Genomic DNA, 24,618 nt, shown 5'->3' with positions numbered 1-24,618 from the left:
GCGATGCTGCGTTCATCCGTTCACCTCACGGCAGGCCCGGTAGAAATCGGCCCACTCCGAACGCTGGCGGACAACGGCTTCCAGGTATTCGGTCCACACCACCGAATCCGCCACCGGATCCTTGATGACCGCGCCCAGCACCGCACCGGCGATATCGGAGGCGCGCAGCACACCGTCCCCGAAATGCGCCGCCAGGGCGAGACCATTGGTGATCACCGAGATGGCCTCGGCCGTGGACAGCGTCCCGGACGGCGACTTCAGCTTGGTGCGGCCGTCCTCGGTCATGCCGGAGCGCAACTCGCGGAAGACCCGCACCACGCGCCGCACCTCCTCGGCGGCCGCGGGCACGGCGGGCAATTCCAGTGCGGCGCCGAGCTGTTCGACGCGGCGGGTGACAATGGCGACCTCTTCGTCCTCACCGGCGGGCAGCGGCAGCACCACGGTATTGAAGCGCCGCCGCAGCGCGGAGGAGAGCTCGTTCACGCCGCGGTCGCGATCATTGGCGGTGGCAATGAGATTGAATCCCTTGGCCGCCTGCACTTCCGTGCCGAGCTCCGGCACCGGCAGCGTCTTCTCCGACAACACCGTGATGAGCGCGTCCTGCACATCCGACGGAATGCGGGTGAGCTCCTCCAGCCGGGCGATGGACCCGGCCCGCATGGCCGTCATGATCGGCGAGGGCACCAGCGCCGCCTCGCTCGGCCCCTCGGCCAGCAGGCGGGCATAGTTCCAGCCGTAGCGGATGGCTTCCTCCGCGGTCCCCGACGTGCCCTGCACCAGCAGGGTGGACCTCCCGGCCACCGCGGCCGCGAGATGTTCGGACACCCAGGTTTTGGCGGTGCCCGGCACACCGATGAGCAGCAGCGCCCGATCGGTGGCGAGGGTGGCGACCGCGACCTCCATGAGCCGGCGCGGTCCCACATACTTGGGGCTGATCACGGTGCCGTCGGCGAGCGTGCCGCCCAGCAGATAGGTGACCACCGCCCACGGCGACAGCTTCCAGGACGGCGGGCGCGGGCGGTCATCGGCCGCCGCCAGCGCGGCCAGCTCATCGGCGAAGGCTTGTTCGGCATGCGGGCGCAGCAGGGCGTCCCGCTCCTGAGTGATGGTCACGTCAACTCCTCGAGCATCGTCTTGCGGTGAATAAGGTCGTGGGCGAGCTGGTCGAAGGCCTGCTCCCAGTAGGGTTCTCCGCATTTGCGGGCGACTGCGGCCACCATGTCCGCCACGGTCACCGGGAAATGGGCCGAGGCCGCGCGGAAGAGGGTGCGATACGAACCCGGCACCAGGCTCGGCGCGCCCGGCCGATCGGCGGACAGCTGCGCACGCTCCAGCAGCAGTCGCAGCACATGCTCGGCCATGGCGTTCGGCCACGGATGCGGCATCGCGCGCAGCAGGGATTCGATCTCGGCGAGCCAGCTGGAGTCCAGCCGGCGCAGATGCCGCACCTGATCCTCCTCGGGTTGCAGGGCGAACAGCTCGCGCAGCTTCTCACTGTCCACCTCACCCGCCTCCGGCGTTCCGAAGGTGCCGAACAGTGCCGCGGCCCACTGCGAATTCCGCTGGGCGAGTGCGGCATCGGCCCACCCGGAGAACATGGGTCCGCGCACGCTCTCGGCCATCGGCGCCCGCACCGCCTGTTGCGGCGGTCCGAGCACCCGCTCCCAGTGTCGCAGCGGCGTCCCCGCCACCACCCGATGCAGCCATTCGGCGGCCAGATCCGGTGCGCCATCGGCTCGATAGGCGGTGTACCCGAAGGCATCCCCGATCCCATCGCGCCGGGCGGCGTCATCGAGCACCCCCGGCCCGGTGGTGGTCAACTGCGGCTGCCGCAGCCGCTGCCCGAAACTCAGCCAGGCGGCGGCCCGCGCGGTCATCCGCCGCGCGAAGGCCGAATCCGGCAGTCTGCCCAGCAGATCCGCCGCCAGCCGCCGCACTTCGGCCCGCCGGTCGTCGAGCGCCTCCTCCAGCAGCCGCTCATCCTCCAGCGACAGCCCCTCGGCCAGCACCGCCAGCAATTCCATCTTCTGCGGCCCGGCCTCGGTCCCCCACGAACTGCTCAATGCCGCCCGCGCCGCCCCCGGATCCCGCTGTCGCAACTGCGCCAGCCACGCCCGCCGCTCCGCCGCCCGCCCGTGCGACCACACCGACTCGTCATCGGCCGCCGCCCGCACCAGCGTCCGCCACCCGGGATGCTGCCCGGCCAGCCACCGCCCCCGCGCCCCCGCCAGCCGCAGCAATGGCTCCCGGTGCGGTGCCAGCGCTTTGGCCCGCTCGAGCAAAAGACTGCTCATCGCCTCCGGAGCTCGGAAATCATGTCGCGCGGCCGCTGCGAACCACTCCTCCAGGAACGGCGAGTTGTCCTGCAGCAGCGCCGCCAGCCGATCGGCCGCGCCCTGCGGCAACAGCGGCCGTGCATCCTCGTCCGCAACGCTGTCCCGCTCCGCCGTCCCGGCCGGCACTCCGCCGCGCACGAAACAGTCCTGCAACGCAACGGATTCCAGCAGCATATCGGCCGGCTCGCCGCTCAATCGCGCCGCGGCCGCCGCGACCGGTGCGGCCGAGCCCTCGGGCTCACCGCCACGGCGAGCCGTCCCGACCAGAGCGGTGGAAACCAACTCCGCCCCCACGCCGTCGGCACCGGACTCGATCGGAACCCCACTCGGCATTCCTCGCGAATTGCCGTCCCCGACAACCACATCCACCACGGAGCCGGAGGCGAACGCCGCAATCGGCGCCATGCCGTCGGCCGTCCACTCACCGATCAACGTCACCGGATGCCCGCCCGACAGCCCCAACAGCCGCCACGGCTCACCATCCCCGATCGCAACCGGCAGTGACGTCCCATCGGATTCCACCACATGCCAACCCTTTTCACCGCGCACCGGCACGACATCCGCCAGCAGCACCGGCCAGCCGCGCAGAAAGGGATCGGCGCCGAGCGCCCGCGCATGCGACAACAGCGCGGCCGCAATGCTGCCCGGGCGGGCCGCGCCTGCGGGCGCGATTTCGTTCTGCCCGTTGTCTCGCGGGATCGACATGTCGAGATCGGGTGGGGCCGTATGGAATTCGAGTGATACGCAGGGCTCCGGATGGTGGTGCCGGGCGCCCCAGAGGGCGCGCAGGGGTGCGGCGGCGGGGTAGAAGTGCAGGTCGGCGTCGATCTGCTGGCCCGGGATCGGGGTGTCGGGAGGGAAGCTGGGGCTGCCGTAGTTGTGGTCGATGAGCAGGGCCCAGCGGGCGGTGGCGCGGCCGCGCAACCAGACTCGGCGGGTGTGCAACCCGTCCTCGGCGGAGGTGTGCTGGCCGAGGACCATCCAGTGGTCGCGGACGGGAGGCTCGGCGCGGACGGATTCCGCGGGGGTGGGATAGCCGATGTGGGTGCGGACGCTGGAGCGCAGGGCGGGGGAGAGGTCGGCCAGGCGGCGGTGCGCGGTGGCGAGCAGGTGCAGGCGAGCGTATTCGCGCAGCAGTTGCCGAGGCCAGTCGGAGCGGGTGCTGAGGCGGGGCAACCGGCGGAGGGTGAGGGCGATGCCGGGGGCCTGCGCGTCGACCATGCGGGCGGCCATGGATTCGAAGGCGTGGTGCGAGCGGTCGGCTTGGGCGAGGCCCGTGCGGATCTGGTCGGTGAGCCAGGTGTCGAGGTCGGCCAGACCGGCGGCGACGCGCGCCTGGCGCTGGTCGGTGGCGGCGGAGCCGGTGGCGCGTGGTGGTTTCGCCTCGGCCGCGGCCTTTTTCGCCTCTCGGGAGGCGCGTCCGGCCAGCCATTCCGCGGCGAAATCGGCGGGCGCGCCGGTGCTGGGGACCGCGCCCTCGGACCAGCGCTGCAGCAGGGACAGCGCGTGCTTGCACGGGAATTTGCGGCTCGGGCACGAGCATTTGTAGGCCGGGCCGGAAGTATCGATGATGGTTTGGTACGGCGTGCTGCCGCTGCCCTTGCACAGGCCCCACAGGGTGGTGTCGTGGTGGCCGGTGGCGGTCCACTTGCCGTGCAGTTTGCGAGCCGCGGTGAGCGAGGCGGCGTCGGGTGCGATCGCGGCGATCTGATCGGCGGTCCAGGCGGTGGTCATCGATCCCCCTTCCTTCGTTGCCCTGATTTCTATCGCACCGCACCGACAAGCCCCCGAATGTGAAACGCCTCCTCGCGATGTGAAAAGGCCAGCGCAAAACGCGAATTCGATCTTCCGGAAACGCCCGCCCGGGTTACCGTTGAGCAAGGCCCGGACATCGTCAGATCGAAGGAGCTTTCATGAGTCCCTGGACCGTCTTGAGTCTGTTGACCACCGGCTCCGCCATCGCTCTCAACGGCAGTGCCCTGCTGCTCAATATCCTGAGTCTGTTCACCCTGCTCGCCCCCTGATCCCACCCCGCACCCACGGTAGGGTGCCCGGTATGCCCCGCGTCGCGATCGAATACTGCACACAGTGCCGCTGGCTGCTGCGCGCGAGCTGGATGGCTCAGGAGTTGCTGTCCACCTTCGCCACCGACCTGTCGGAGGTGGCGCTGATCCCCGGCGAGGGCGGTGTCTTCCGCATTGCCGTCGACGGCGAACAGATCTGGGAACGCAAGGCGGACGGCGGTTTTCCCGATATCGCCGTCCTCAAACAACGCGTCCGCGACCGCGTGGCCCCCGGCCGCTCCCTCGGCCACGCCGACAAGTCCTCCGGCGGCCCGGCCGGGCCCGCCGCCAACTCCGACCCGGCCGACTGAGTCGTACGGCGCCGGCCGAGCCATGTGGGCGAGATCAGCCGCAGCACCCGCCGCCGCAGCACCCGCCGCCCGCGGGCGCGGACGGCATCGGCGCACCGCCCCCACCGCCACCGCTGACCACCCCGAAGGTGGTCAGCAGCTTCACACTGTCCTCATGCCCCTGCGGGCAGGTCGCCGGATCCGACGCTTCCGCCATCGGCCGGCTCTTCTCGAAGGTGTCGCCGCAACTACGGCAGCGGTACGCATAACTCGGCACGCTCCCAGGCTAGATGACGCGCCGCTCACGCTGGCGCGGTCGGCGCCGATGCACTCGGTACCCTCGATTTACGGGGTACGAGGAGGTCGTTGTGAGCACTCGGTTCTTCGACACGATGACGCAGGAGGACACCGATCCGGTGGCGCGAACCGGATCCGGCGAGGTGAGAGGCCGTAGACAGGGTTCGGTGGCGGTGTGGCGCGGCATTCCCTATGCCGCCGATGCGGGCGGCGCGAACCGGTTCCGGCTGCCGCGGCCGCCGCAGCCCTGGGACGGGGTGCGCGATTGCGCCGAGTTCGGGGAGGTGGCGCCGCAGAGCGCCGGGTTCGTGCCGGTGGATTCCGGGCTGCGTATGGGGGAGGACTGTCTCTGGGTGAATGTGTGGGCCCCGGTCGAACCCGCCGAGGAACCGCGTCCGGTCATGGTGTGGATTCACGGCGGCGCGTTCTGCTTGGGCACCGCGGCGCAGGCCATCTACGACGGCAGGCGAATGGCGGAGACCGGCGGGGTCGTGGTGGTGGGGGTGAACTACCGCCTCGGCGCGCTCGGCTTTCTCGATCTGTCCTCGCTCGGCCCGGAGTTCGTGCCGAATCTGGGGCTGCACGATCAGCTCGCCGCCCTGGAGTGGGTGCGCGACAATATCGCGGCCTTCGGCGGGGACCCGGACAATGTGACCGTCTTCGGCGAATCCTCGGGGGCGGGCTGTGTGACGGCCCTGCTCACCTCACCGCGCGCCGCCGGGCTGTTCCATCGCGCCATTGCCCAATCCCCGCCCGCCACCACGGTTTTCGGGCCGGGCTATGCGGCGACCGTGGCCAAACGGTATCTGGAGATCCTGGAGCTGGCGCCGGAGCACGCCGCCGAACTGCTGGATATGCCGATCGAGCGGCTCATCACCGGTGCGGGCATCCTGCTCGACGAGGTGCCCACCCGGGAGCCGGGCCGGCTGGCCGCCGCGCCGGTGGTGGACGGCGACGTGCTGCCGTCCTATCCGAGTGAGCGCTTCCAGGAAGGGCTTTCGCATCGCGTGCCGTTGATCATCGGCACCAACAAGGACGAGGCCTCGCTGTTCCGGGTGTTCCGCTCGCCCATCATGCCGGTCACCCCGGACGCCGTGAACGCCATGCTGCGTGGCGTGGCCGCCGAGCATCCGGGCATGTCGCCGGAGCGCATTGCCGAAATCGCCTCCGCCTACGGCGATCTCAGCACCCCGCGCGGCGCCATGTCGATGTCCACCGATGCCGCGTTCCGCATGCCGGCGCACTGGGTCGCCAATGCGCACTCCCGGCACTCGCCGACCTGGATGTACCGCTTCGACCATGCCACGCCCATGCTGAAGGCGGCTCGCGTCGGGGCCGGTCACGCCACCGAATTGCCGTACGTCTTCGGCAATTTCGGCTCCTTCGACTACGATCCGACGTTCTGGCTGGGCGGTCGCAAAGCCGCCCAGGATATTTCGGGCCGCACCATGCGCCGCTGGACGGCCTTCGCCGGGTACGGGGTGCCCGCCGCGCTGGACGGCTCCAAGCACTGGCCGCCCTACACCGCGGACACCCGCACCACGCTGGTCATCGACGCCGTCGATCGCGTCGTGGACGATCCCGACCACGACCGCAATTCGGTGTGGGGCGACGAGGCCGTCGGCTTCTACTAGACCGCGGCGGGCGCGCGCCGCCCCAGCCGCACCGGCAGGTGCGCGTAGCCGTGCAGGTTGTGCAGCGGCCGGCGTTCCGGCGTGCCCGAGAGTTCCAGTCCGGGAAAGCGTTCGAACAACGACCGCAGCGCGTGCCCGCCCTCCATGCGGGCCAGGCTGGCGCCGAGGCAGGAGTGGACGCCACTCGAGAACGTCAGGTGCTCTCTGGCATTCGGCCGGGTGACATCGAACCGATTCGGCTCCTCGAAGACCTTCGGATCCCGATTGGCCCCGGCCAGCGCGAGCGCCACCGCACTGCCCTCGCGCAAGGTCGTGCCGTTCAACTCCACATCGCACAGCGCCACCCGGGCGGTGGTCTGCACCGGCGGATCGAACCGCAGGATCTCCTCCACGGCCTGCGGCCACAGCTCCGGTTCCGCCCGCAGCCGTGCGAGCTGCTCGGGATGCGAGAGCAGTTGCACCACACCATTGCCGATGAGGTTGACCGTGGTCTCGAACCCCGCGCCCATGAGCAGCGTCGCGGTCGCCTTCAGCTTGTGGTCCTCCAGATCGCCCGCGGTCACCAGGCTGGACAGGATGTCGTCCCCGGGCGCCCGCCGCAGCTGGGCGATATGCCGGTCCAGATAGGCGTCCGTCTCCGCGATGGCCCCGGCCGCCCGCTTCCAGACCCGCCAGGACAGACCGAGATCCAGCAGCGGCGTCACCCGTTCGCCCCAGCCCAGGAAGGTCTCGCGATCCCGCTCCGGGAAGCCGAGCATGCTCGAGATGATGGCGATCGGCACCTGCGCGGCGAAGGCCGGGACCAGATCGGCGGATCCATTGTCGGGCAGGGCTTCCAGCAGTTCCGCCGTCACCGACACCACGCGATCGCGCAATCGGCCGACGGCGCGCGGGGTGAACGCGGCCGAGACCGATTTGCGCAGCCGGGTGTGCTCGGGCGGATCCAGCAGCAGCATGGCCGGCGGTTCCACCGGACTGGCGGGCAGCACCGCCTTGCGCGCCAGCCGGATAACGGTGGCGGGCAGCGGCCACCGCTCCATGGTGTACACCCCGAATCGACTGTCGCGCAGAATGTTCCGGCTCAGCTCGTAATCGGTGGTGACCCACATGAGCGGGTTCGGCGCCAGCCGCCCGCGCTCGCGCAGCGCCTCCAGCTGCGGGTACGGATCGCGAAGTCCGTCGGCGCTGCCCATGAGCCGCGCGAACGGATCACCGCGACGGGCCTGCCAGCGCAATACCGCTCGCACCGACCCGTGTTCGAGCCCCCATCGGAGCCAATACCGCGGTGTCATGATCGCCCGCTCAGACCGTGGCCGCGGCGCGCTGACCCAGCCGCACCGGCATATGCGAATACCCGTGCAGGGTGAACAGCGGCCGCCGTCGCGGTGTGCCCGCCAGCGTCAGGTCGGGGAAGCGGTCGAATAGGGAGCGCAGGGCGTAGGTGGCTTCCATGCGCGCCAGGCTCGCGCCGAGGCAGATGTGAATTCCACTCGAAAACGCCAGGTGGTCTTTGGCGTTCGAGCGCGTGATATCGAAGTCGTTCGGATTGTCGAAGGCGTTGGGATCGCGGTTGGCGCCCGCCAGCGAGAGGATGACGGTGGCGCCCTGGCGCAGCTGCCGCCCGCCGAATTCCATATCGCACAAGGCGACTCGCCCCGTGGTCTGCACCGGTGAGTCGAAGCGCAGGACTTCTTCCACGGCGTTCGGCCACAGGTCCGGTTCCGCGCGCAACTTCGCCAATTGGTCCGGATGCGAAAGCAGTTGCACCACACCGTTGCCGATGAGGTTGACGGTCGTCTCGAACCCCGCGCCCATGAGCAGGCTGGCGGTGGCCTTCAGTTCCTGATCGTCGAGCTCGCCCGCGGTGACGAGGCTGCTGAGGATATCGTCGCCGGGCTCCCGGCGCAGGCGGGCGATATGGCTGTCGAGGTAGCCGTCCATGGTCTGCATCGACATCAGGGCAGTCCGCCAACTCCGCCAGGAAATGCCGAGATCGAGCAGCGGGCTCATGGCATCACCCCATTCCAGGAACTCCGCGCGCTTCTCGGCCGGGAAGCCGAGCATCTCGGCGATGATCGCGATGGGCACCTGGGAGGCGAAGGATGTCACCAGATCGGCGGAGCCGTTCGAGGGCAGCGCGTCGAGCAGTTCGGTGGTCACCGATTCCACCCGATCGCGCAGTCGCCCGATGGCGCGCGGGGTGAATGCCTTCGATACCGATTTGCGCAGTTTGGTGTGATCCGGCGGATTGACCATCAGCATGGACGGCGGCTCCACCGGATTGGCCGGCAGCGGCGCGCCCTGGATGAAGCGGCGCAGCGCGTCCGGCACCCCGACCGACTCGAAGGTGAACACGCCGAACCGGTTGTCACGCAGCATGGCCCGGCCCAGTTCGTAATCGGTGCTGACCCAGCTCAATGGGGAACGGACCATCCGGCCCTGGCCGCGCAGCTCTTCGATGATCGGGTACGGATTGTGCAATCCCACAGTGCTGGCGTGCAGTCGCGCGAACAAATCGCCGCGCCGGGCCTGTAGTCGCATGGCATAGCGTGCCGCCCCCTGCTCCGCCATCCATCGCATCCAGTATCGCGGGCTGACCATCGCTGACTCCCTCGTCGTCGGATGGTCTCCACGGTACGGAAATCCGTAGGGGTGGAAAACATCCCGGGGAGTGAGCGAATACTCCTACCGCGGTAGGACTCAGCTACGCCGTGCGGTCGGTCAGCTACGCTGTGCGGTCACCCGCTCCGCGCCGACGCGGCGCTCCTGGGCGGCCGCGTCCGGGTTGGCGACCTGCACCAATGACGCGCCCGCCGCCAATACGGCGATGAACCCGTCGATCAATTCCGCCGGGGTGTCCCACGAACTGCTGGACAGCACGCGATCACCGGCGGTGAAGCCCTGCCGCGCGGCCGATTTACGGGCCGCTTCCAGGGCTTCCGATACCGACATACCGTCCAGGGCGCAGCCGATCCCGCCCGGCCGGAACTGATCGCCGTGCACGCGCACCGAGGTCGCGTAATCGGTGATTCCGATCGGCAGATCGCGAACCGGCATGCCCATGGGATCCAGCGACAGCGCCGCGATCTCCGGAATATCCCCGGCCTCGTCGATGCGGTCCGCGGTGACCAGCGCCAGCTCGGCGTCCTGATCGGCGTGCAGCACCACCTCCGCCCCGGCCCACCAGCAGCCCAGCAGCACCGCCGCGGTCTGCCAGTGCGCGGGCAGCAGCACCGCCACCCGGCTGCCCGAGGACAGCCCGAACTCGTCGCGGATCATATTGGCGGTCTTGGCCGCCCAGTTGGCCAGCGTCAGCGCCGACAGTTCGATGCGCGCGCCGGTGGCGTCGTCGTAATAGGTGATGCGCGGGCCCGCCGGATCGCGGGCCAGGATGGGGTCGAGCACCGCTTCGGTGAGGGTCTCGTTCAGTTCACGCATTTGGGTCCGTTCTGCCCGGCATCGATGGGTGGAGCTGGCGGTACCGGCGTCATGGTGGAGCTGGTGAACATTCCCGTGCTCCCGCCCTCTGTCGCCGAACCCGGACCAGAGTAGTCACTCGCCAGCACCACCCGGACTGCCCCCTGCGGCAGCCCGGCCTCGGCGATCACCGGCAGCCCGCCCAGGGCCTGCGCCACCGCGCGCGCCTTCGGATCGCCGCCGCTGGCGGCCAGCACCCGGCTGCTCTGCACCGGGCCGCCGATCCAGTTGTCCACGGTGCCGGTGCGGAAACCCTTGGCGGCCAGCGCCTGTGCCGCCTGACCGGCCAGCCCGCCCACGCCGCTGGCGTTGTAGACGTCCGCGGTGACCGTGGCCGGATCGACGCCGCCGGTCTCCTCGTGCGAGTCCGCGTCCTCGCCGACCATCTTGGCGACGTATTTCTGCACCGCCGCCGGATCGACCCGCACCACCGATTCGCCGTCATCGGTCCAGCCGTTGAGATCCTTGACCGGAATGGTCTCGAACTTCACCTGCCCGCCGGACAGGTCTTGCAGCTGTTGCAGGAAGGCCAGCACATCCCAATTGTCGTCGAGCACCACGGTGCGGCCCACCGCGTCACTGAGTTCCTGCAGCCGGCCCGGGTTGGTGAGCGTCTTGGCGCTCAGCACCTGGTGCACCAGCTGCGCCATGTACACCTGCTGGCGCACGATGCGGTCCAGATCGCCGCGCGGCAGTTCGTGCCGCTGCCGCACGAAGCTCAAAGCCTGTGCGCCGTCCAGCCGTTGCCGTCCGGCCGGGAAGTCCGCGCCCGACATCGGTTCGTACACCGCGTTGTTCAGGCAGACCTCGACCCCGCCGACGGCATCGGTGAGCAGCACGAAACCGAGCAGCCCGACCTCCGCGTAGTGGTCGACGGTCAGGCCGGTGAGGTTGGCGACCGATTTGATCAGCGCCTGCCGCCCGGCCAGGGTGGACTCCTGATCGGCCTCCGCCGCCGCCACGCCCTTGTCGAGGAGTTTCTGCTGCTCGTTCAGCTTGGTGGCGCCGTACGCGGAGTTGATCTTGCCCATGCCCAGGCCCGGAATATCGACATACGAATCGCGGGGGATCGAGATGGCGGTCGCGGACTCGCCGTTGTTGGGCACCCGGATGAGCACGATGGTGTCGGTATTGAGCCCCACCTCGTCGCCCGCGTGCAGCATGGCCCGCTCCGCGTCGGTGAGCGGATTGCCGTGCGCGTCGGTGCGGCTGTCGATGCCCACCATGAGGATGTCGACCGCGCCGTCCTTGCCCCCGCCCAGACCCAGATCGCCGATCCGGTTGATGCTCGACACCAGCTGATCCACGCTGTGCCAGCCGAACCCGGTGGCCGCCAGTACCAGCACCGCGGCCAGCGCCGACAGCACCCGCGGCGGCGTCATCCGGAATGCCCGTGTGCGCGGCGACCTGGGTCGCCGCGACGGTAGCGGCGCGGATGCCATTGTGCTGTCCGGCAACCCCTGATCCTTTCCCGTATGCGGCCGACCGCACCCCGCGATCGAGGTGGCGCCGATGGAATGCCCCCTAGGGCAGGCTAGACGGGCGGTCGTTCATGTCGGTGTAGCCGGCGCTCCGTGAGTCGTGCGGAGCCCGCGCGGCCGGGCCCGCGCCCGCGGCATTCCCGCAGGTGGACCGGGAGTGCGCGGTAGCCTCCGGACATGCCAGACTGACCGCCGTGACTTCCGCCTCCGTGACACCGCTCACCGCGCGGCTCGTGGTGACGGGCGCGAGCGGACAGCTCGGCCGCGCCCTGCTCCGGCTCGCGCCCGGCGCCCGCGGCTATGGCCGCGGCGACCTCGATATCGTCGACGCCGATTCGGTGCGCCGGGTGCTGCGGCAGGGGGACGTGGTTCTCAACTGTGCCGCCTATACCGCTGTTGACCTGGCCGAATCGGAGGTGGACGCGGCCTTCGCGGGCAATGCCACCGGACCGGCGGTGCTGGCTTCCGCCTGCGCCGAGGCCGGTGCGCGGCTCATTCACCTGTCCACCGATTACGTGTTCCCGGGCACGTCCGACCGGCCTTACGAGCCCACCGATCCGACCGGTCCGTCCACTGTCTACGGCCGCTCCAAACTGGCGGGAGAGCAGGCGGTACTGGACCTTTCGCCCGATGCGCGCATCGTCCGCACCGCCTGGGTCTACACCGGGCGCGGCGCCGACTTCGTCGCCACCATGCGGCGGCTGGAACGCGAGCGCGAGACCGTCAGCGTGGTGAATGATCAGTTCGGATCGCCTACGTACGCACCGGATCTCGCGGCCGGTCTGCTCGAGCTTGCGGAGCGGTTGCTGGAACCGGACGAACAGGCCGGTATACCCCGAATCCTGCACGCCACCAACGCTGGACAAGCCAGTTGGTTCGATCTTGCTCGCGCGGTCTTCACCGGCCTCGGCGCCGACCCGGCGCGCGTACGCCCTTGCGGCACCGAGGATTTCCCCAGACCCGCACCGCGCCCGGCCTATTCGGTGCTCTCCGGCAGGTCCTGGGCCGCCGCCGGACTCGCCCCGCTGCGGGACTGGCACGCGGCACTGAACGACGCACTGCACGCCATCTCCGACTAGGCTGGGCGTCCGTGAGCCCCTCGGATTCTGCTGGACGGCCGACTATCGCCGTCGTCACGGTGACCTACTCGCCCGGTGAGCACCTGGAACACTTCATCAGCACGCTAGCCACCGCCACCAGCGAGAAGCCGCAGGTCATCCTGGCCGACAACGGTTCCACCGACGGTGTGCCGGAACTGGTCGCCGATGCCAACGCGCATGTGCGGCTGCTGCGCACCGGCGGCAATATCGGCTACGGCGGGGCCATCAACCGGGCGGTCGCCGAGATCGACCCGGAGATCGAGTTCATCGTCATCTCCAACCCGGACATCCGCTGGGGCACCGATTCGCTCGACGAGCTGCTCGCCGCCGCCCGCCGCTGGCCGCGCGCCGGCGCCCTGGGCCCGATGGTGCTGGAGCCGGACGGCAGCGTCTACCCGTCCGCGCGCTCGGTGCCCGGCCTGCTCGACGGCGCGGGCCACGCCATCCTCGGCACCGTCTGGCCGGGCAATCCGTGGACCCGCCGCTACCGCCAGGAGAACGAGCAGATCTCCGAGCGCACCGTCGGCTGGCTGTCGGGCTCCTGCCTGCTGGTGCGACGCGCCGCCTTCGACTCGATCGACGGCTTCGACTCCCGTTACTTCATGTATATGGAGGATGTGGACTTCGGCGACCGCATGGGCAAGGCCGGCTGGCACAATGTGTTCGTGCCGTCCGCGGAGGTCACGCACGCCAAGGGCCATGCCGCGGGTCGCCACCCGGAGACCATGCTGCCGGCGCACCACGCCAGCGCCTACCGTTTCCAGGCCGACCGGCATCCGCACTGGTGGCAGGCTCCGCTGCGGGTCGCGCTCAAGGCCGGACTTGCGATCCGCTGCAAGCTTGCGGTTCGATCTGCGCTGCGTGAGCGCGAGCGCACGAATACCTAAACCACCTGACAGGGGAGAAGATGGCGAGCAACGGCAATGATGCCGGGTCCACGGACGCGGTGATCCTGGTCGGGGGCCAGGGCACCCGGCTGCGTCCGCTGACTCTGTCCGCCCCCAAACCGATGCTGCCGACGGCCGGACTGCCGTTCCTGCAGCATCTGCTGGCGCGCATCGCCGCCGCCGGCATCAAACATGTCGTGCTCGGCACCTCCTACAAGGCGGAGGTGTTCGAGGACCACTTCGGCGACGGCTCCGAGCTGGGGCTCGAGATCGACTACGTCTTCGAGAGCGAACCGCTGGGCACCGGCGGCGGCATCCGCAATGTGCTGCCCAAGCTGCGCGCGGACACCGTCATGGTGTTCAACGGCGATGTGCTCGGCGGCACCGATCTGGGCGCGGTGCTCGACACCCACCACACCTCGAACGCCGATGTCACCCTGCACCTGGTCCGGGTGAGCGATCCGCGCGCCTTCGGCTGCGTGCCCACCGATGCCAACGGCCGGGTCACCGCATTCCTGGAGAAGACCCAGGACCCGCCGACCGACCAGATCAACGCCGGTTGCTATGTCTTCCGCCGCGAATACATCGAGAAGATCCCCTCGGGCCGCCCGGTCTCGGTGGAACGCGAGGTCTTCCCGGCGCTGCTGGCCGAGGGCGCGCACATCCAGGGCCATGTCGACACCTCCTACTGGCGCGATATGGGCACCCCCGAGGACTTCGTGCGCGGCTCCGCCGATCTGGTGCGCGGTATCGCCCCCTCGCCCGCGCTGCCCGGCCAGCGCGGGGAATCGCTGGTGCACAATGGCGCCGGCGTCGCCCCGGGCGCGCTGCTCATCGGCGGCACCGTGGTCGGCCGCGGCGCCGAGGTCGGCGCGGGCGCCCGCCTCGACGGCGCGGTGCTCTTCGACGGCGCGGTGGTGGAAGCCGGTGCGACCGTGGAGCGTTCGATCATCGGCTTCGGCGCCAAGATCGGCCCGCGCGCCCTGGTGCGCGATGCCGTGATCGGTGACGGAGCGGAGGTGGGGGCGCGTTGCGAACTACTACGCGGCGCACGGGTGTGGCCCGGGGTGAACATCCCGGACGGCGGCATCCGCTTCTCCACCGACGTGTAGAAACACCTGCCGCACAAAGCAATCGGCCGCTCGCACTGCGAGCGGCCGATTGCTTTCGATCGATTTGCGGTGGTCGGGCCGAATCAGGAAGCCCACTTCTCCGGGTTCAGGTGGTACTGCACCAGGGCCGTCGCATGACCATGACCCATGGCGTGCTCGGTCTTCAGGTGGTTGACCTGGTCCTTGTGGCCCGTCACGCCGCTCTCCCGCAGCACGGTGAACCACTCGTCGACGGTGCGGCCGTACTTCGCCTCGATGGAGGGGAAGTAGGAAGCGGGGCCGTGGGGCTTGGCGGTCGCCATGGGATGTCTCCTTCGTCCGTGCGTGTCGGAAGTGGAGACGGCCGACCCCGCCGGAATTCATCGCGTTGTGACAGGGATCACCGCGGGAACGGCGGCCGCGGCGGATGCCGCTGCGGGGGTGCGGCTTTCGCGCACATTCAATCTAGCATTGCTAACTGATGGAGCAACGCTAACTTGGATGTGGGTAGATTGTCTAGCGGTGCTAGAGTTTTTCTCGTGAACGCCAGCCAAGCCCGTAAGGAACGTGAACGCGCCGATCGGCACCAGCTCATCATCGACACCGCGCGCGAACTGGCCGAGACCCAGGGCTGGGACGCGGTGACGGTCCGCCGTCTCGCCGACCGGATCGAATACAGCCAGCCCGTGCTCTACAGCCACTTCGCCGGCAAGGACGCCATCGTGTCCGCGGTCGCCCTGCAGGGGGCCGCCGAACTGGCTGCCGCCACAAGGGAACTCCGGGAGGCGGCGGACAGTCCCGAGGCGGCGGTACGCGCCGTGTCCGAGGGATACCTGGCGTTCGCCCGCGACAGCGCGGCGCTCTACGACGCCATGTTCTTGCTCCGCACCGACCTGAAATTCGGGCCCGAGGCGCCGCAGCAGCTCAAGGACGCCTTCTTCGAACTGCTGCAGACCTTCGCGCCCTTCGCTCCGCCCCACGATGTGGAAACCTTCACCGAAGTGGTGTGGAGCGCCCTGCACGGCCTCGCCACCCTGGATCGAGGTGGCCGGTTGCGGCCGGACTTTCGTGCCCAGCGCCTGGATATTCTGCTCGCGGAGTGGACCCGCCGCGGCTGAGCCGGCGCGTGGTTCGTCACGGTGCGGCCGGCCGCCCGCCGATCCGGCCTAGGCTGTGATCATGGCTGATGCGGTCGTGGTCGGGTCGGGACCCAACGGGCTTGCGGCGGCGGTGATCCTGGCGCGCGCCGGGCTCGAGGTCGAGGTGCACGAGGCCGCCGACGCCCTCGGCGGCGGCTGCCGCACCGCCGAGGTCACCCTGCCCGGCTTCCGGCACGACCTGTGCGCGGGCGCGCATCCCATGGCCGTGGCCTCACCGTTCTTCCGGGCCTTCGACCTGGAGCTGCACGGCGTCGAACTGCTTGCGCCCCTGGTGTCCTACGCGCATCCCCTCGACGACGGTCATGCCGGGCTGGCCTGGCGCGACCTCGACCACACCGTGGACGGCCTGGGCCGCGACGGCGCGGCCTGGCGCGGCCTGTTCGGACCGCTGGTCCGCGACTGGGAAGGCGTGGTCGGTCTCGGCATGTCCGATCTGCGGCACCCGCCCCTCGACATCCCCACCGGCGTGCGTTTCGCCCGGCGCCTGGTCGAGCAATCGACTCCCTTGTGGAACCTGCGTTTTCGCGAGGAGACGGCCCGCGCCCTGCTGACCGGCGTCGCCGCCCACGCCATCCGCCCGCCCCGCGGTATTCCGGGCGCGGGCGTCGCCATGCTGCTCGGCACGCTCGCGCACGTGCGCGGCTGGCCCGTCCCGCGCGGCGGCAGCCAGGCCATCATCGACGCCCTCGCCGCCGACCTGCGCCGCCACGGCGGCAAGACGATCACCGGTCACCGCGTCGACTCCATCGACGAATTCGACGATGTCCGAACGGTTCTGCTGGATCTGGCCCCCGCCGAATTCCAGCGCATCGCCGCCGATCGCCTGCCGTCGGGTTATGCCGGACAGCTCGGCGGATTCCGCTACGGCGGCGCGGCCTGCAAGGTCGACTTCGCCCTCTCCGGCCCGGTCCCCTGGCGGGCCCTGGGCTGCGATCGCGCGGGCACCCTGCACCTGGTCGGCACCCGCGCCGAAGCCGTGGCCGCCGAAAAAGCCGTGGCCGCGGGCGCACACGCCGAGCGCCCCTTCGTGCTGGCCATCCAGCCCGGCGTGGTCGACCCCACCCGCGCGCCCGCGGGCAAGCACACCCTCTACACCTACGCCCACGTCCCCAACGGCTCCACCCGCGATCTCACCGCGGCCATCACCGCCCAGGTGGAACGCTTCGCCCCCGGCTTCCGCGATCTCGTGCTCGCCACCCATGTGCGCACCGCAGCCACCATGCCCGCCCACAACCCCAACTACATCGGCGGCGATATCTCGGCGGGCGCAATGACCTTCCGCCAGACGGTATTCCGCCCCGTCCCGCGCTGGAATCCCTACCGCACCCCGTTGCCGGGCGTCTACCTCTGCTCCTCCGCCACCTCCCCGGGCCCCGGCGTCCACGGCATGAACGGCCTCTACGCCGCCCGCCACGCCCTCCGCCACGAATTCGGCATCCGCACCAACCCGCTCGACCTGCTCCGCGCCATCCACTGACCGCGCGTCAGGCGTTCGCGCGGTACAGATCCGGTTCGATGTAGATGTCGCCGACCGTCGGGACCGCCTGGCGGACACGGGCTTCCGCCTCGTCGATGGCGGTCGCCACGGTGGCGATGTCCAGGCCCGGGGTGATGGCCACCTTGGCGGCGACCAGCAGGTCCTCGGGGGCCAGATACTGGGTCTTGAGGTAGATGACGCGATCGATGCGGGTGCCGTCGACCAGGTTCTCGCGAATGCGGCGGTCCTCGTCGGGGGTGGCGCCCTCGCCGATGAGGAGGCTCTTCATTTCCACGATGAGGACGATGGCGATGCAGAACAACAGGATTCCGATGGCCAGGGTGCCGATGCCGTCCCAGAGCGGATTGCCGGTCAGCATGGTCAGGCCGACGCCGGCGAAGGCGAAGACCAGGCCGATGAGGGCGCCGCTGTCCTCCAGGAGCACCACCGGCAGTTCCGGATTGCGGGTGGTGCGAATGAATTTCCACCAGCTGCCACGACCTTTGAGGGGTGCGGATTCGCGGCGGGCGGTGGCGAGACTGAAGGACTCCAGCAGCAGCGCGACCAGCAGGATGGCAATGCCGACGAGCGGAGAGCTCAGATGTTCCGGATTCCGGATCTTGGCGATGCCCTCGTCGATGGCGTACAGCCCGCCCATGGTGAAGATGACCAGCGCCACCACGAACGAGTAGAAGTAGCGATTGCGGCCGTACCCGAAGGGGTGCAGGCGATCCGGTTCCTGCTCGGCGCGCCGGCGGCCGACCAGCAGCAGACCCTGATTGGCGGTGTCGGCCAGCGAATGCATGGCCTCGGCCAGCATGGAGCCGGAACCGGTGATCACCGCGCCGATGAACTTCGCCACGGTGATACCGGCGTCCGCGGAGAACGCCGCCAGAATCGCCTTCCTACCGCCACCGGATGCCATGGCAGCCAACGCTAGTGGCGCGAAGCCGCCCGGCGTGCGGGCACACGCCGGGCGGTCGGTGTGACTCTGCCGTCAGCGGGACGTGCCGCTGCCCGGTGCGTCGACCGGCTCGGTGCGGTACAGATCCGGCTCCAGGTACATGACCCGGGCCGCCGGAACCGCCGCGCGCACCCGCGCCTCGGCGTCGTCGATGGCGGCCGCGATCTCGGCGATCTCCAGACCGGGCACGATGGACACCTTCGCCGCCACCAGCAGTTCTTCCGGGCCCAGGTACTGGGTCTTGAGGTGGATGACGCGGTCGATGCGGGCGCCGTCGACCAACTTGTCGCGAATGACGCGATCCTCGCCCGGCGTCGCGCCCTCGCCGATGAGCAGGCTGTGCATCTCGATGATCAGCACAATGGCGATGATGCCGAGCAGCACGCCGATGCAGAGGGTGCCGATGCCGTCGAAGACCGCATTGCCGGTGATCATGGTGAGGCCGACGCCGAACAGCGCGAGAATCAGGCCCACCAGGGCGCCGGTGTCCTCGAGCAGCACCACCGGCAGCTCCGGGCTGCGCGAGTTGCGGATGAAGCGCCACCAGCTCGCATCGCCCTTGAGCGGGCGCGACTCCTTCACCGCGGTCAGGAAGCTGAAGGTCTCCAGGCCGATGGCGATGACCAGGATGACGACGGCGACGATCGGGGAGGTCAGATCCTCCGGATGCTGGATCTTGTGGATGCCTTCGTAGACCGCGTAGATCGAGCCGAGGGTGAACAGCACCAGCGCCACCACGAACGAATAGAAGTACCGGCTGCGCCCGTACCCGAACTGGTGCAGCTCATCGGCCTCTTGCTCGGCCCGGCGCTGGCCGAGCAGCAGCAGACCCTGATTCGAGGTGTCGGCCACCGAGTGCACCGCCTCGGCCAGCATCGACGCCGATCCGGTGATCGCCGCGCCGATGAACTTCGCCGTCGCGATGCCGGCGTTCGCGCCGAGCGCCGCCAGGATCGCCTTCTTACCGCCACCCGCAGACAATGCGCTGCTCCTCCGTGTCCGTTTCGCAAATTGCGCTCGACGGGACAGCTTATCCATGTCCTGGGAACTGTGGGGGCTACGCCCCCACACCCCCGGAGAGAGGAAAACCCGGGGGCAAGCCCCCGAACCCCCGGAAGCAGGCGGGCCCTGGTCCGCTCCCGGGAAACCCGGGGCAAGCCGCCGGACCCCTGGAAATAGGCGGGAGCTCAGTCCTCGCCGACGGCTGCGCAGAACAGCTGAGCCGGACCGTTGACCGCCTGCGCCCGGATCTCGCCGTCGGCGGCGGAGATCCAGGCGGCGTGGCCGCATTCGACCAGGAGCTTGTCGTCACCCTGGAAGAGGCGGACGGTGCCCTGGGTGCACAAAGCGATGCCGGGGCCGTTCGCCAGCACCGGGATCGGATCCGCACCGGGCGGCAATTCGTAGCGGCGCAGGGCGAATTCGGGGGCCGGGGTGTCGTAGCGGAACCCGCCGTTATCGGGTTCGGGTTCGATGGTCGGGACGTCGAGGGGCTCGAAGTCCAGGACCCGCAGCAGTTCCGGGACGTCCACATGCTTGGGCGTGAGGCCGCCGCGCAGCACATTGTCGGAGTTGGCCATGATCTCCACGCCGACGCCGCGCAGGTAGGCGTGCAGGTTGCCGGCATCCAGGAACAGGCCCTCACCGGGCTCGAGGGTGATGCGGTTGAGCAGCAGGGCCGCCAGCACCCCGGCATCGCCGGGATAGGCCTCGGCGAGTTCCAGGGCGGTCTTGATCTCGGCGGTGAATTCCCTGGGCGCGCTCTCGGATCCGGTCTCGCGATCGGAGAGGTAGCGGACGCAGCCGTCGAGCACCTTGGGCAGCAGCGCCTTGATATTGGCCTGCGGGAGCGCGATCCAGGTCGTGAACAGCGTGCGCAGCCCGGCCGAATCGGGCTGGGCGGCCAGCAGTTCCGCGTACTGGTTCAGCTCGGGGACGTCGAGCCCGCGCAGCAGCCGCACCGTGCGGTGCGGGTCGCGGAAACCGGCGAGGGCCTCGAAGCGGTCCAGCGCGACGACGAGTTCGGGCTTGTGGTTCTCGTCGCGGTAGTTGCGCATGGGGGAGTCGATGGCTACCCCGGCGTGATTCTCCCGGGCGAACCCGGCCCGCGCCTGCTCGATGCTGGGATGGGCCTGCAGCGACAGCGGTTCCTCGGCGGCCAGGATCTTCAGCAGGAACGGTAGCCGGCCGCCGAATTCGCCCGCGACCGTGCCCAGCTCGTGCTGCGGGTCGGCGCTGACGACCTCCAGCAGCGAGCGGCTGTGGCCATTGATCCGCACCTGGGCGGGATCGGCCGGATGCGCCCCGAACCAGAGTTCGGCCTCGGGATGGGCGGACGGGACCGGTCGCCCGCACAGCTGAGCGAGCGCGGTGCGCGAACCCCAGGCATAGGAACGCAGCGCACCAACGAGTTCGTGCACTTTAGTAGTGCCCCCCGTCGTAACCTCCCCGACCGGTGGCCGGGCGGGATCCGAGTAGTCGTAAGTAGGCGGCCGCCATTTCCAGCCGCAGCGCGAGCACCGCCAGCTGTTCCAGGGCGCCGCCGCGGCGGGCGGGCGCGGCCTGCCCCTCCGCCTCCAGGGCGGTCGGCGCGGTCGGCGAATCGGCCGCCGCCGCATCCACACTCACCAGATCGGCGTCCACCAGCCCGGCGTCGCCGCCGAACAGCGCCAGCCGCCGCCGCGCCGCCACCTGATCGGCCTCGGTGCTCAGCACGAACACCCGCACCTGCTGCACCGGCGCGGGACCGTCCAGTTGCTCATCGTGGAACAGCGGATCGAAGTCGGGCGCCGCGACGCCCGCCGCCTCCACCATGCGGGCGTGCGCCGCAACGGTTTCCGCGAGGGTGGCGGCCGTGGCGATCTGCCCGGCCGCGGCCAGCAGTACCTCGGCCCCGTGCGCCGCCAGCTCCGACGCCGCCGGGGAATCCCCGGCCAGCACGATCCGCTTGCGCTGCTGCATGCGGGTGGCGAGCATCTTGGCCGGATTGTGGAAGGCCTCGCTCTGCGGACCGTCCCGCAGCGCCTCCGCGTCCAGCAGGTCTGCGAGAGCGTTCAATTCGGGCACCAGCGGCCCGGTGCGATTCGGGTCGACGGTGGACACCACCGCCATCCCCACGGCCAGATAGCGCAGCAGCCGATTGTGGTCGAGCACCCGCACCCGCGGCGGCAGCATGGTGGCGCGCCCGGCGGCCGCGGCCCGCATCGGACCCTCGTCGGGTGCGGCGACCACCACCTCCGCACCCCGGCGCAGCGCCCGGTCCACGGACTCGGCCAGGCGCGGATCCCCGGAGTCGTCACCCGCCACCAGCACCACGTCCAGCGGCCCCACCCAGGGCGGCACGGCGGCGGCCGGCACCACGGGCATACTCGTCGAATCCCCGAGCGCGGCAATGAGCATGGCGGCCGCGCGGGCGGCCCGGCCACTGCCGCAGACCAGCACCAGACTGCGCGGTCGTAGGTCTGCCAGTCGCGTCAGCGCGTCCTCGGCCAGCGCCGCGGCGGTGGCGCGGACCTGCGCACCACCCGAGGCGGCGGAGCGCAAAGTGCCCCCGGCGTCGGCCGCCTCCAGCGAGGCGACGTCATCGAGGTCGAGTACCGGTGTCCCAGCGATCATCGGGCGTTGCCACCTCCCCTCATCGGGTCACCACCGCTGGTGAATCCAAGCTCTGTGATTCCACTATTCCAGTCAGGCGCGGACGATGCTCAGGATCTCGGTCACGAGTGCGTCTACTTCCTCCTGCGATCGGGCTTCGACATTGAGCCGCAGCAGCGGCTCGGTATTGGAGGCGCGCAGGTTGAACCAGGCGCCGTCGGCCAGTTGCACGGTCACGCCGTCGAGGCGATCGACCGACTTCGCGCGCTTGCCGAAGGCTTCGACCACGGCCATCGTCCGCTCCTTCGCGTCCGCCACTGTGGAGTTGATCTCTCCGGAGGCGGCATATGTTGCATAGGCGGAGGCGAGCTCGGACATCGGGCGATCCTTCTCGCCCAGGGCGGCCAGCACGTGCAGGGCCGCGAGCATGCCGGAGTCGGCGCCCCAGAAGTCGCGGAAGTAGTAGTGCGCGGAATGCTCGCCGCCGAAGATGGCCCCGGTCGCGGCCATCTGCTGCTTGATGAAGGAGTGGCCGACGCGGGTGCGCACCGGGGTGCCGCCGAGTTCTGTCACCAGCTCCGGCACCGCCTTGGAGGTGATCAGATTATGGATGATGGTGGCGCCCGGCTCCTTGGTCAGCTCGCGCTCGGCGACCAGGGCGGTAATGGCCGAGGGCGGCACCGGCTCGCCCTTCTCGTCCACCACGAAGCAGCGGTCCGCGTCACCGTCGAAGGCCAGGCCGATATCGGAGCCGGTCTCGCGGACGTAGCGCTGCAGATCGACCAGGTTCTTCGGATCCAGCGGATTGGCTTCGTGATTGGGGAAGTTGCCGTCCAGCTCGAAGTACAGCGGTTCGATGCTGAACTGCGGCAGCGTGCCCAGCACGGCCGGCACGGTGAACCCGCCCATGCCGTTGCCGGCGTCCACGGCGATCTTCAGCGGGCGCGATCCGCTCAGGTCCACCAGCTTGTGCAGGAAGGCGGCATAGGCGGCGAGCAGGTCCTCCTCGGTGGCGGCGCCCCGCGGCCCGTCGAAGGCGGGCACGCCCGCGATGACCTCCTCGGTGATGGTCGCCAGCCCGGTGTCCTGTCCGACCGGCAGGGCCTTGGCGCGGCACAGCTTGATGCCGTTGTACCGGGCCGGGTTGTGCGAGGCGGTGAACATGGCGCCGGGGCATTCCAGATGGCCGGAGGCGAAGTACAGCTCATCGGTGGAGGCCAGGCCGATGTGCACCACATTCAGCCCCTGGGCCAGCACGCCCTCGGCGAAGGCCTCGCTCAGTTCCGGTGAGGAATCGCGCATATCGTGGCCGATGACGACCCGCGCCGCGCCTTCTCCGCGCATCAGGCGGGCGAAGGAAGCCCCCACATCCCGGACGAAACTCGCGTCGATTTGTTCCCCGACGACCCCGCGGACGTCGTATGCCTTGATGACTGCATGTACGGACTCGGCGGAACGGGCGTCGGTCATGTCGAACACACTAGTAGCTCCGGTCCGGGAGCTGTATTCGGAGGACCTGCGCATGTCCGGGGAACGCCGCCTGCCGTCGCTCAGTTGGGCGGATCCGGTAGCACCCGTAGGTGCCCGCGTCTGCCGGTGCGCCCGGTGCGGGTGGGCCGCTGCGGGGCGGGGGAGTAGTCGGAGTAGCCACGCTGATCGGGTTCCGGTGTGCGGCGGCGTAATCCGGCTTCGCGGACGGCCTCGGCGAGCGCGGTCAGATCATCGTCGTCGGGGGTGGAGGAGGAAAACCCGCCTTCGTGGCGGACCAGCTCCCAGCCCTTGGGCGCGGTGATCCGGGATGCGTGGGTCTCACACAGATCCCAGGAGTGCGGCTCGGCGACCGTGACCAGTGGACCGACCACCGCCATCGAGTCGGAGTACACATAGGTCAGCGTCGCGACGGCCGGGTTCTTGCAGCCTGGACGGCAGCAACGACGCATGGGAATCACGTCATGCAGGGTAACCCCCCTCACGCCCGTCGTGGGGACGGACACGCTCAAAGCGACGGTCCTCACGCGGTTCCGGATGCCTGAGATCGCGCCGTCAGAGCAGGATGACCCCCGGTTCGCGGCCCGCCCCGATCTGGACTGACGGAGCGGGGGAGCGAAGCGGAGGAGCGGAGGAGGGAAGATCGGGGTTACGAGGGCCGCGAACAGCCCGGAGCGAAGCGGAGGGCAAATAAAACACAGCCGGTCGGTTCGCAATCGTGTCGCTAGCGAAGCGGAGGCGAATCCAACACCGTCGCCGAATACCGCTAGATTCGTGGTATGACCCGTTCACGTCGCCGGCGACCGCCCACCGCGCGGTCGGTCATCCGTCGCGGGCGGGGTGTGCGCGGGCCCATGCTGCCGCCCACCGTGCCGGCCCGGCGCACCCGCGGCCAGCAGTTCGACCGCCTGGTGCTGGAAGCCTTCGCGCCCCTGGAGAGCCGCTGGCACGATCAGTTGACGAAGCTCGACATCGCCGTCGACGATGTGCCGAAAATCCGTCCGCTGCACCCGGATTCGGTCACCTGGCCGGACGAGGTGGTGGCCGACGGCCCGGTGCCGCTGTCCCGCCTCATCCCGGCCGGAGTGGATCGCTACGGCCGCACCACCCGGGCCCGCGTGGTGCTGTTCCGCAAACCTCTCGAGTTGCGGGCGGGCGATCCGGACGATCTGGTGGACCTGCTGCGCGAGGTGCTCGTCCAGCAGATCGCGACATATCTCGGGGTCGACCCCGATGTGATCGACCCCGAGCCGGAATAGTCGGCCGGTTACCCGGCGAA

At 69.7% G+C, this 24,618-nt stretch carries 22 protein-coding genes; 8 read left to right on the top strand and 14 right to left on the bottom strand.

Translation table 11 applies throughout. From position 1 onward, the window contains the following. Positions 1 to 12: 12 nt before the first annotated feature. Positions 13 to 1,113, bottom strand: coding sequence for an ATP-binding protein (locus ACYQ5L_RS31700; RefSeq protein ID WP_459961870.1), 1,101 nt, complete (start codon positions 1,111 to 1,113; stop codon positions 13 to 15). Beyond that, complete coding sequence (locus ACYQ5L_RS31695) at positions 1,110 to 4,070, bottom strand: DUF5691 domain-containing protein (RefSeq protein ID WP_459961869.1); 2,961 nt, start codon at positions 4,068 to 4,070, stop codon at positions 1,110 to 1,112. Before ACYQ5L_RS31695 ends, ACYQ5L_RS31700 begins: the two co-directional genes overlap by 4 nt. A 322-nt stretch (positions 4,071 to 4,392) precedes the next feature. Between ACYQ5L_RS31695 and ACYQ5L_RS31690 the strand changes: the two genes are divergently transcribed. Continuing rightward, entirely contained in the window at positions 4,393 to 4,710 is a 318-nt protein-coding gene (locus tag ACYQ5L_RS31690; protein WP_459961868.1) for an Rdx family protein, read from the top strand. Between the two features lie 34 nt (positions 4,711 to 4,744). Here ACYQ5L_RS31690 and ACYQ5L_RS31685 read toward each other — a convergent pair whose 3' ends face one another. Then, positions 4,745 to 4,966: an FmdB family zinc ribbon protein gene (locus ACYQ5L_RS31685; protein WP_459961867.1), complete on the bottom strand. Its 222-nt coding sequence runs from the start codon at positions 4,964 to 4,966 to the stop codon at positions 4,745 to 4,747. Between the two features lie 115 nt (positions 4,967 to 5,081). Between ACYQ5L_RS31685 and ACYQ5L_RS31680 the strand changes: the two genes are divergently transcribed. Next, positions 5,082 to 6,620, top strand: a complete 1,539-nt coding sequence (locus ACYQ5L_RS31680) for a carboxylesterase/lipase family protein (RefSeq protein WP_459963605.1) — start codon at positions 5,082 to 5,084, stop codon at positions 6,618 to 6,620. On the opposite strand, the gene ACYQ5L_RS31675 is transcribed toward ACYQ5L_RS31680, so the two are convergent. From ACYQ5L_RS31675 to ACYQ5L_RS31660, 4 genes are all read right to left on the bottom strand, one after another. Then, a complete protein-coding gene (locus ACYQ5L_RS31675) occupies positions 6,617 to 7,912 on the bottom strand; it encodes a cytochrome P450 (RefSeq protein WP_459961866.1) in 1,296 nt (431 codons plus the stop codon). The two genes, ACYQ5L_RS31680 and ACYQ5L_RS31675, sit on opposite strands and share 4 nt — an antisense overlap. A gap of 10 nt (positions 7,913 to 7,922) precedes the next feature. Beyond that, complete coding sequence (locus tag ACYQ5L_RS31670) at positions 7,923 to 9,221, bottom strand: cytochrome P450 (RefSeq protein ID WP_459961865.1); 1,299 nt, start codon at positions 9,219 to 9,221, stop codon at positions 7,923 to 7,925. A gap of 120 nt (positions 9,222 to 9,341) precedes the next feature. After that, positions 9,342 to 10,058 (bottom strand): TIGR03089 family protein, encoded by a 717-nt coding sequence (locus tag ACYQ5L_RS31665; protein WP_459961864.1) that lies wholly within the window; start codon positions 10,056 to 10,058, stop codon positions 9,342 to 9,344. Next, complete coding sequence (locus ACYQ5L_RS31660) at positions 10,046 to 11,479, bottom strand: LCP family protein (RefSeq protein WP_459961863.1); 1,434 nt, start codon at positions 11,477 to 11,479, stop codon at positions 10,046 to 10,048. The genes ACYQ5L_RS31665 and ACYQ5L_RS31660 overlap by 13 nt, the downstream gene beginning before the upstream one ends. A 284-nt stretch (positions 11,480 to 11,763) precedes the next feature. On the opposite strand from ACYQ5L_RS31660, the gene rfbD reads away from it, so the two are divergent. From rfbD to manB, 3 genes are read left to right on the top strand one after another with little or no spacing between them, the layout of a single operon-like run. Then, positions 11,764 to 12,657 carry a dTDP-4-dehydrorhamnose reductase gene (gene rfbD / locus ACYQ5L_RS31655; protein ID WP_459963604.1) on the top strand — a complete coding sequence of 298 codons (894 nt, stop codon included), beginning with the start codon at positions 11,764 to 11,766 and terminating at the stop codon, positions 12,655 to 12,657. An 11-nt stretch (positions 12,658 to 12,668) separates the two neighbouring features. After that, positions 12,669 to 13,565, top strand: coding sequence for a glycosyltransferase family 2 protein (locus tag ACYQ5L_RS31650; protein ID WP_459961862.1), 897 nt, complete (start codon positions 12,669 to 12,671; stop codon positions 13,563 to 13,565). Positions 13,566 to 13,585: 20 nt separating this feature from the next. After that, entirely contained in the window at positions 13,586 to 14,677 is a 1,092-nt protein-coding gene (manB, locus tag ACYQ5L_RS31645; protein ID WP_459961861.1) for a mannose-1-phosphate guanylyltransferase, read from the top strand. An 83-nt stretch (positions 14,678 to 14,760) separates the two neighbouring features. On the opposite strand, the gene ACYQ5L_RS31640 is transcribed toward manB, so the two are convergent. Next, complete coding sequence (locus ACYQ5L_RS31640; RefSeq protein WP_459961860.1) at positions 14,761 to 14,979, bottom strand: DUF4287 domain-containing protein; 219 nt, start codon at positions 14,977 to 14,979, stop codon at positions 14,761 to 14,763. 216 nt (positions 14,980 to 15,195) lie between these two features. On the opposite strand from ACYQ5L_RS31640, the gene ACYQ5L_RS31635 reads away from it, so the two are divergent. Together ACYQ5L_RS31635 and ACYQ5L_RS31630 are read left to right on the top strand one after the other, a co-directional pair. Continuing rightward, a complete protein-coding gene (locus ACYQ5L_RS31635) occupies positions 15,196 to 15,774 on the top strand; it encodes a TetR/AcrR family transcriptional regulator (RefSeq protein WP_459961859.1) in 579 nt (192 codons plus the stop codon). A 61-nt stretch (positions 15,775 to 15,835) separates the two neighbouring features. Continuing rightward, positions 15,836 to 17,293 (top strand): phytoene desaturase family protein, encoded by a 1,458-nt coding sequence (locus ACYQ5L_RS31630; protein ID WP_459961858.1) that lies wholly within the window; start codon positions 15,836 to 15,838, stop codon positions 17,291 to 17,293. Between the two features lie 7 nt (positions 17,294 to 17,300). On the opposite strand, the gene ACYQ5L_RS31625 is transcribed toward ACYQ5L_RS31630, so the two are convergent. The 6 genes from ACYQ5L_RS31625 to ACYQ5L_RS31600 all read right to left on the bottom strand — a co-directional run bounded on the left by ACYQ5L_RS31625 (position 17,301) and on the right by ACYQ5L_RS31600 (position 23,791). After that, complete coding sequence (locus ACYQ5L_RS31625; RefSeq protein WP_459961857.1) at positions 17,301 to 18,218, bottom strand: cation diffusion facilitator family transporter; 918 nt, start codon at positions 18,216 to 18,218, stop codon at positions 17,301 to 17,303. A 72-nt stretch (positions 18,219 to 18,290) separates the two neighbouring features. Continuing rightward, on the bottom strand, positions 18,291 to 19,238 hold the full coding sequence (locus ACYQ5L_RS31620; RefSeq protein WP_459961856.1) for a cation diffusion facilitator family transporter: 948 nt from the start codon (positions 19,236 to 19,238) through the stop codon (positions 18,291 to 18,293). 206 nt (positions 19,239 to 19,444) lie between these two features. After that, positions 19,445 to 20,677 (bottom strand): mannose-6-phosphate isomerase, class I, encoded by a 1,233-nt coding sequence (manA, locus tag ACYQ5L_RS31615; RefSeq protein WP_459961855.1) that lies wholly within the window; start codon positions 20,675 to 20,677, stop codon positions 19,445 to 19,447. A 1-nt stretch (position 20,678) separates the two neighbouring features. Beyond that, positions 20,679 to 21,872, bottom strand: coding sequence for a tobH protein (locus ACYQ5L_RS31610; protein WP_459961854.1), 1,194 nt, complete (start codon positions 21,870 to 21,872; stop codon positions 20,679 to 20,681). 72 nt (positions 21,873 to 21,944) lie between these two features. Then, positions 21,945 to 23,321 carry a phosphomannomutase/phosphoglucomutase gene (locus ACYQ5L_RS31605; protein WP_459961853.1) on the bottom strand — a complete coding sequence of 459 codons (1,377 nt, stop codon included), beginning with the start codon at positions 23,319 to 23,321 and terminating at the stop codon, positions 21,945 to 21,947. 80 nt (positions 23,322 to 23,401) lie between these two features. Next, positions 23,402 to 23,791 (bottom strand): DUF3499 domain-containing protein, encoded by a 390-nt coding sequence (locus tag ACYQ5L_RS31600; RefSeq protein ID WP_379200810.1) that lies wholly within the window; start codon positions 23,789 to 23,791, stop codon positions 23,402 to 23,404. Positions 23,792 to 24,118: 327 nt separating this feature from the next. Here ACYQ5L_RS31600 and ACYQ5L_RS31595 point away from each other — a divergent pair, with 327 nt between their 5' ends. After that, entirely contained in the window at positions 24,119 to 24,598 is a 480-nt protein-coding gene (locus ACYQ5L_RS31595; RefSeq protein ID WP_459961852.1) for a metallopeptidase family protein, read from the top strand. Positions 24,599 to 24,618: the final 20 nt, after the last annotated feature.

Source organism: Nocardia sp. IFM 10818, from assembly GCF_054655275.1.
Note: the sequence above shows the minus strand (reverse complement) of the source record. Positions and strands in the feature narration are given on the sequence as shown.

Bases quoted from the DNA above. Each gene is read 5' to 3' on its own strand.
- ACYQ5L_RS31675 (WP_459961866.1), bottom strand. From the start codon at position 7,912: ATGACACCGCGGTATTGGCTCCGATGGGGGCTCGAACACGGGTCGGTG.
- ACYQ5L_RS31605 (WP_459961853.1), bottom strand. From the start codon at position 23,321: ATGACCGACGCCCGTTCCGCCGAGTCCGTACATGCAGTCATCAAGGCA.
- ACYQ5L_RS31695 (WP_459961869.1), bottom strand. From the start codon at position 4,070: ATGACCACCGCCTGGACCGCCGATCAGATCGCCGCGATCGCACCCGAC.
- manB (WP_459961861.1), top strand. From the start codon at position 13,586: ATGGCGAGCAACGGCAATGATGCCGGGTCCACGGACGCGGTGATCCTG.
- ACYQ5L_RS31595 (WP_459961852.1), top strand. From the start codon at position 24,119: ATGACCCGTTCACGTCGCCGGCGACCGCCCACCGCGCGGTCGGTCATC.
- ACYQ5L_RS31600 (WP_379200810.1), bottom strand. From the start codon at position 23,791: ATGCGTCGTTGCTGCCGTCCAGGCTGCAAGAACCCGGCCGTCGCGACG.
- ACYQ5L_RS31690 (WP_459961868.1), top strand. From the start codon at position 4,393: ATGCCCCGCGTCGCGATCGAATACTGCACACAGTGCCGCTGGCTGCTG.
- ACYQ5L_RS31610 (WP_459961854.1), bottom strand. From the start codon at position 21,872: ATGATCGCTGGGACACCGGTACTCGACCTCGATGACGTCGCCTCGCTG.
- ACYQ5L_RS31660 (WP_459961863.1), bottom strand. From the start codon at position 11,479: ATGACGCCGCCGCGGGTGCTGTCGGCGCTGGCCGCGGTGCTGGTACTG.
- ACYQ5L_RS31625 (WP_459961857.1), bottom strand. From the start codon at position 18,218: ATGGCATCCGGTGGCGGTAGGAAGGCGATTCTGGCGGCGTTCTCCGCG.
- ACYQ5L_RS31670 (WP_459961865.1), bottom strand. From the start codon at position 9,221: ATGGTCAGCCCGCGATACTGGATGCGATGGATGGCGGAGCAGGGGGCG.
- ACYQ5L_RS31680 (WP_459963605.1), top strand. From the start codon at position 5,082: ATGACGCAGGAGGACACCGATCCGGTGGCGCGAACCGGATCCGGCGAG.
- ACYQ5L_RS31630 (WP_459961858.1), top strand. From the start codon at position 15,836: ATGGCTGATGCGGTCGTGGTCGGGTCGGGACCCAACGGGCTTGCGGCG.
- ACYQ5L_RS31640 (WP_459961860.1), bottom strand. From the start codon at position 14,979: ATGGCGACCGCCAAGCCCCACGGCCCCGCTTCCTACTTCCCCTCCATC.
- ACYQ5L_RS31665 (WP_459961864.1), bottom strand. From the start codon at position 10,058: ATGCGTGAACTGAACGAGACCCTCACCGAAGCGGTGCTCGACCCCATC.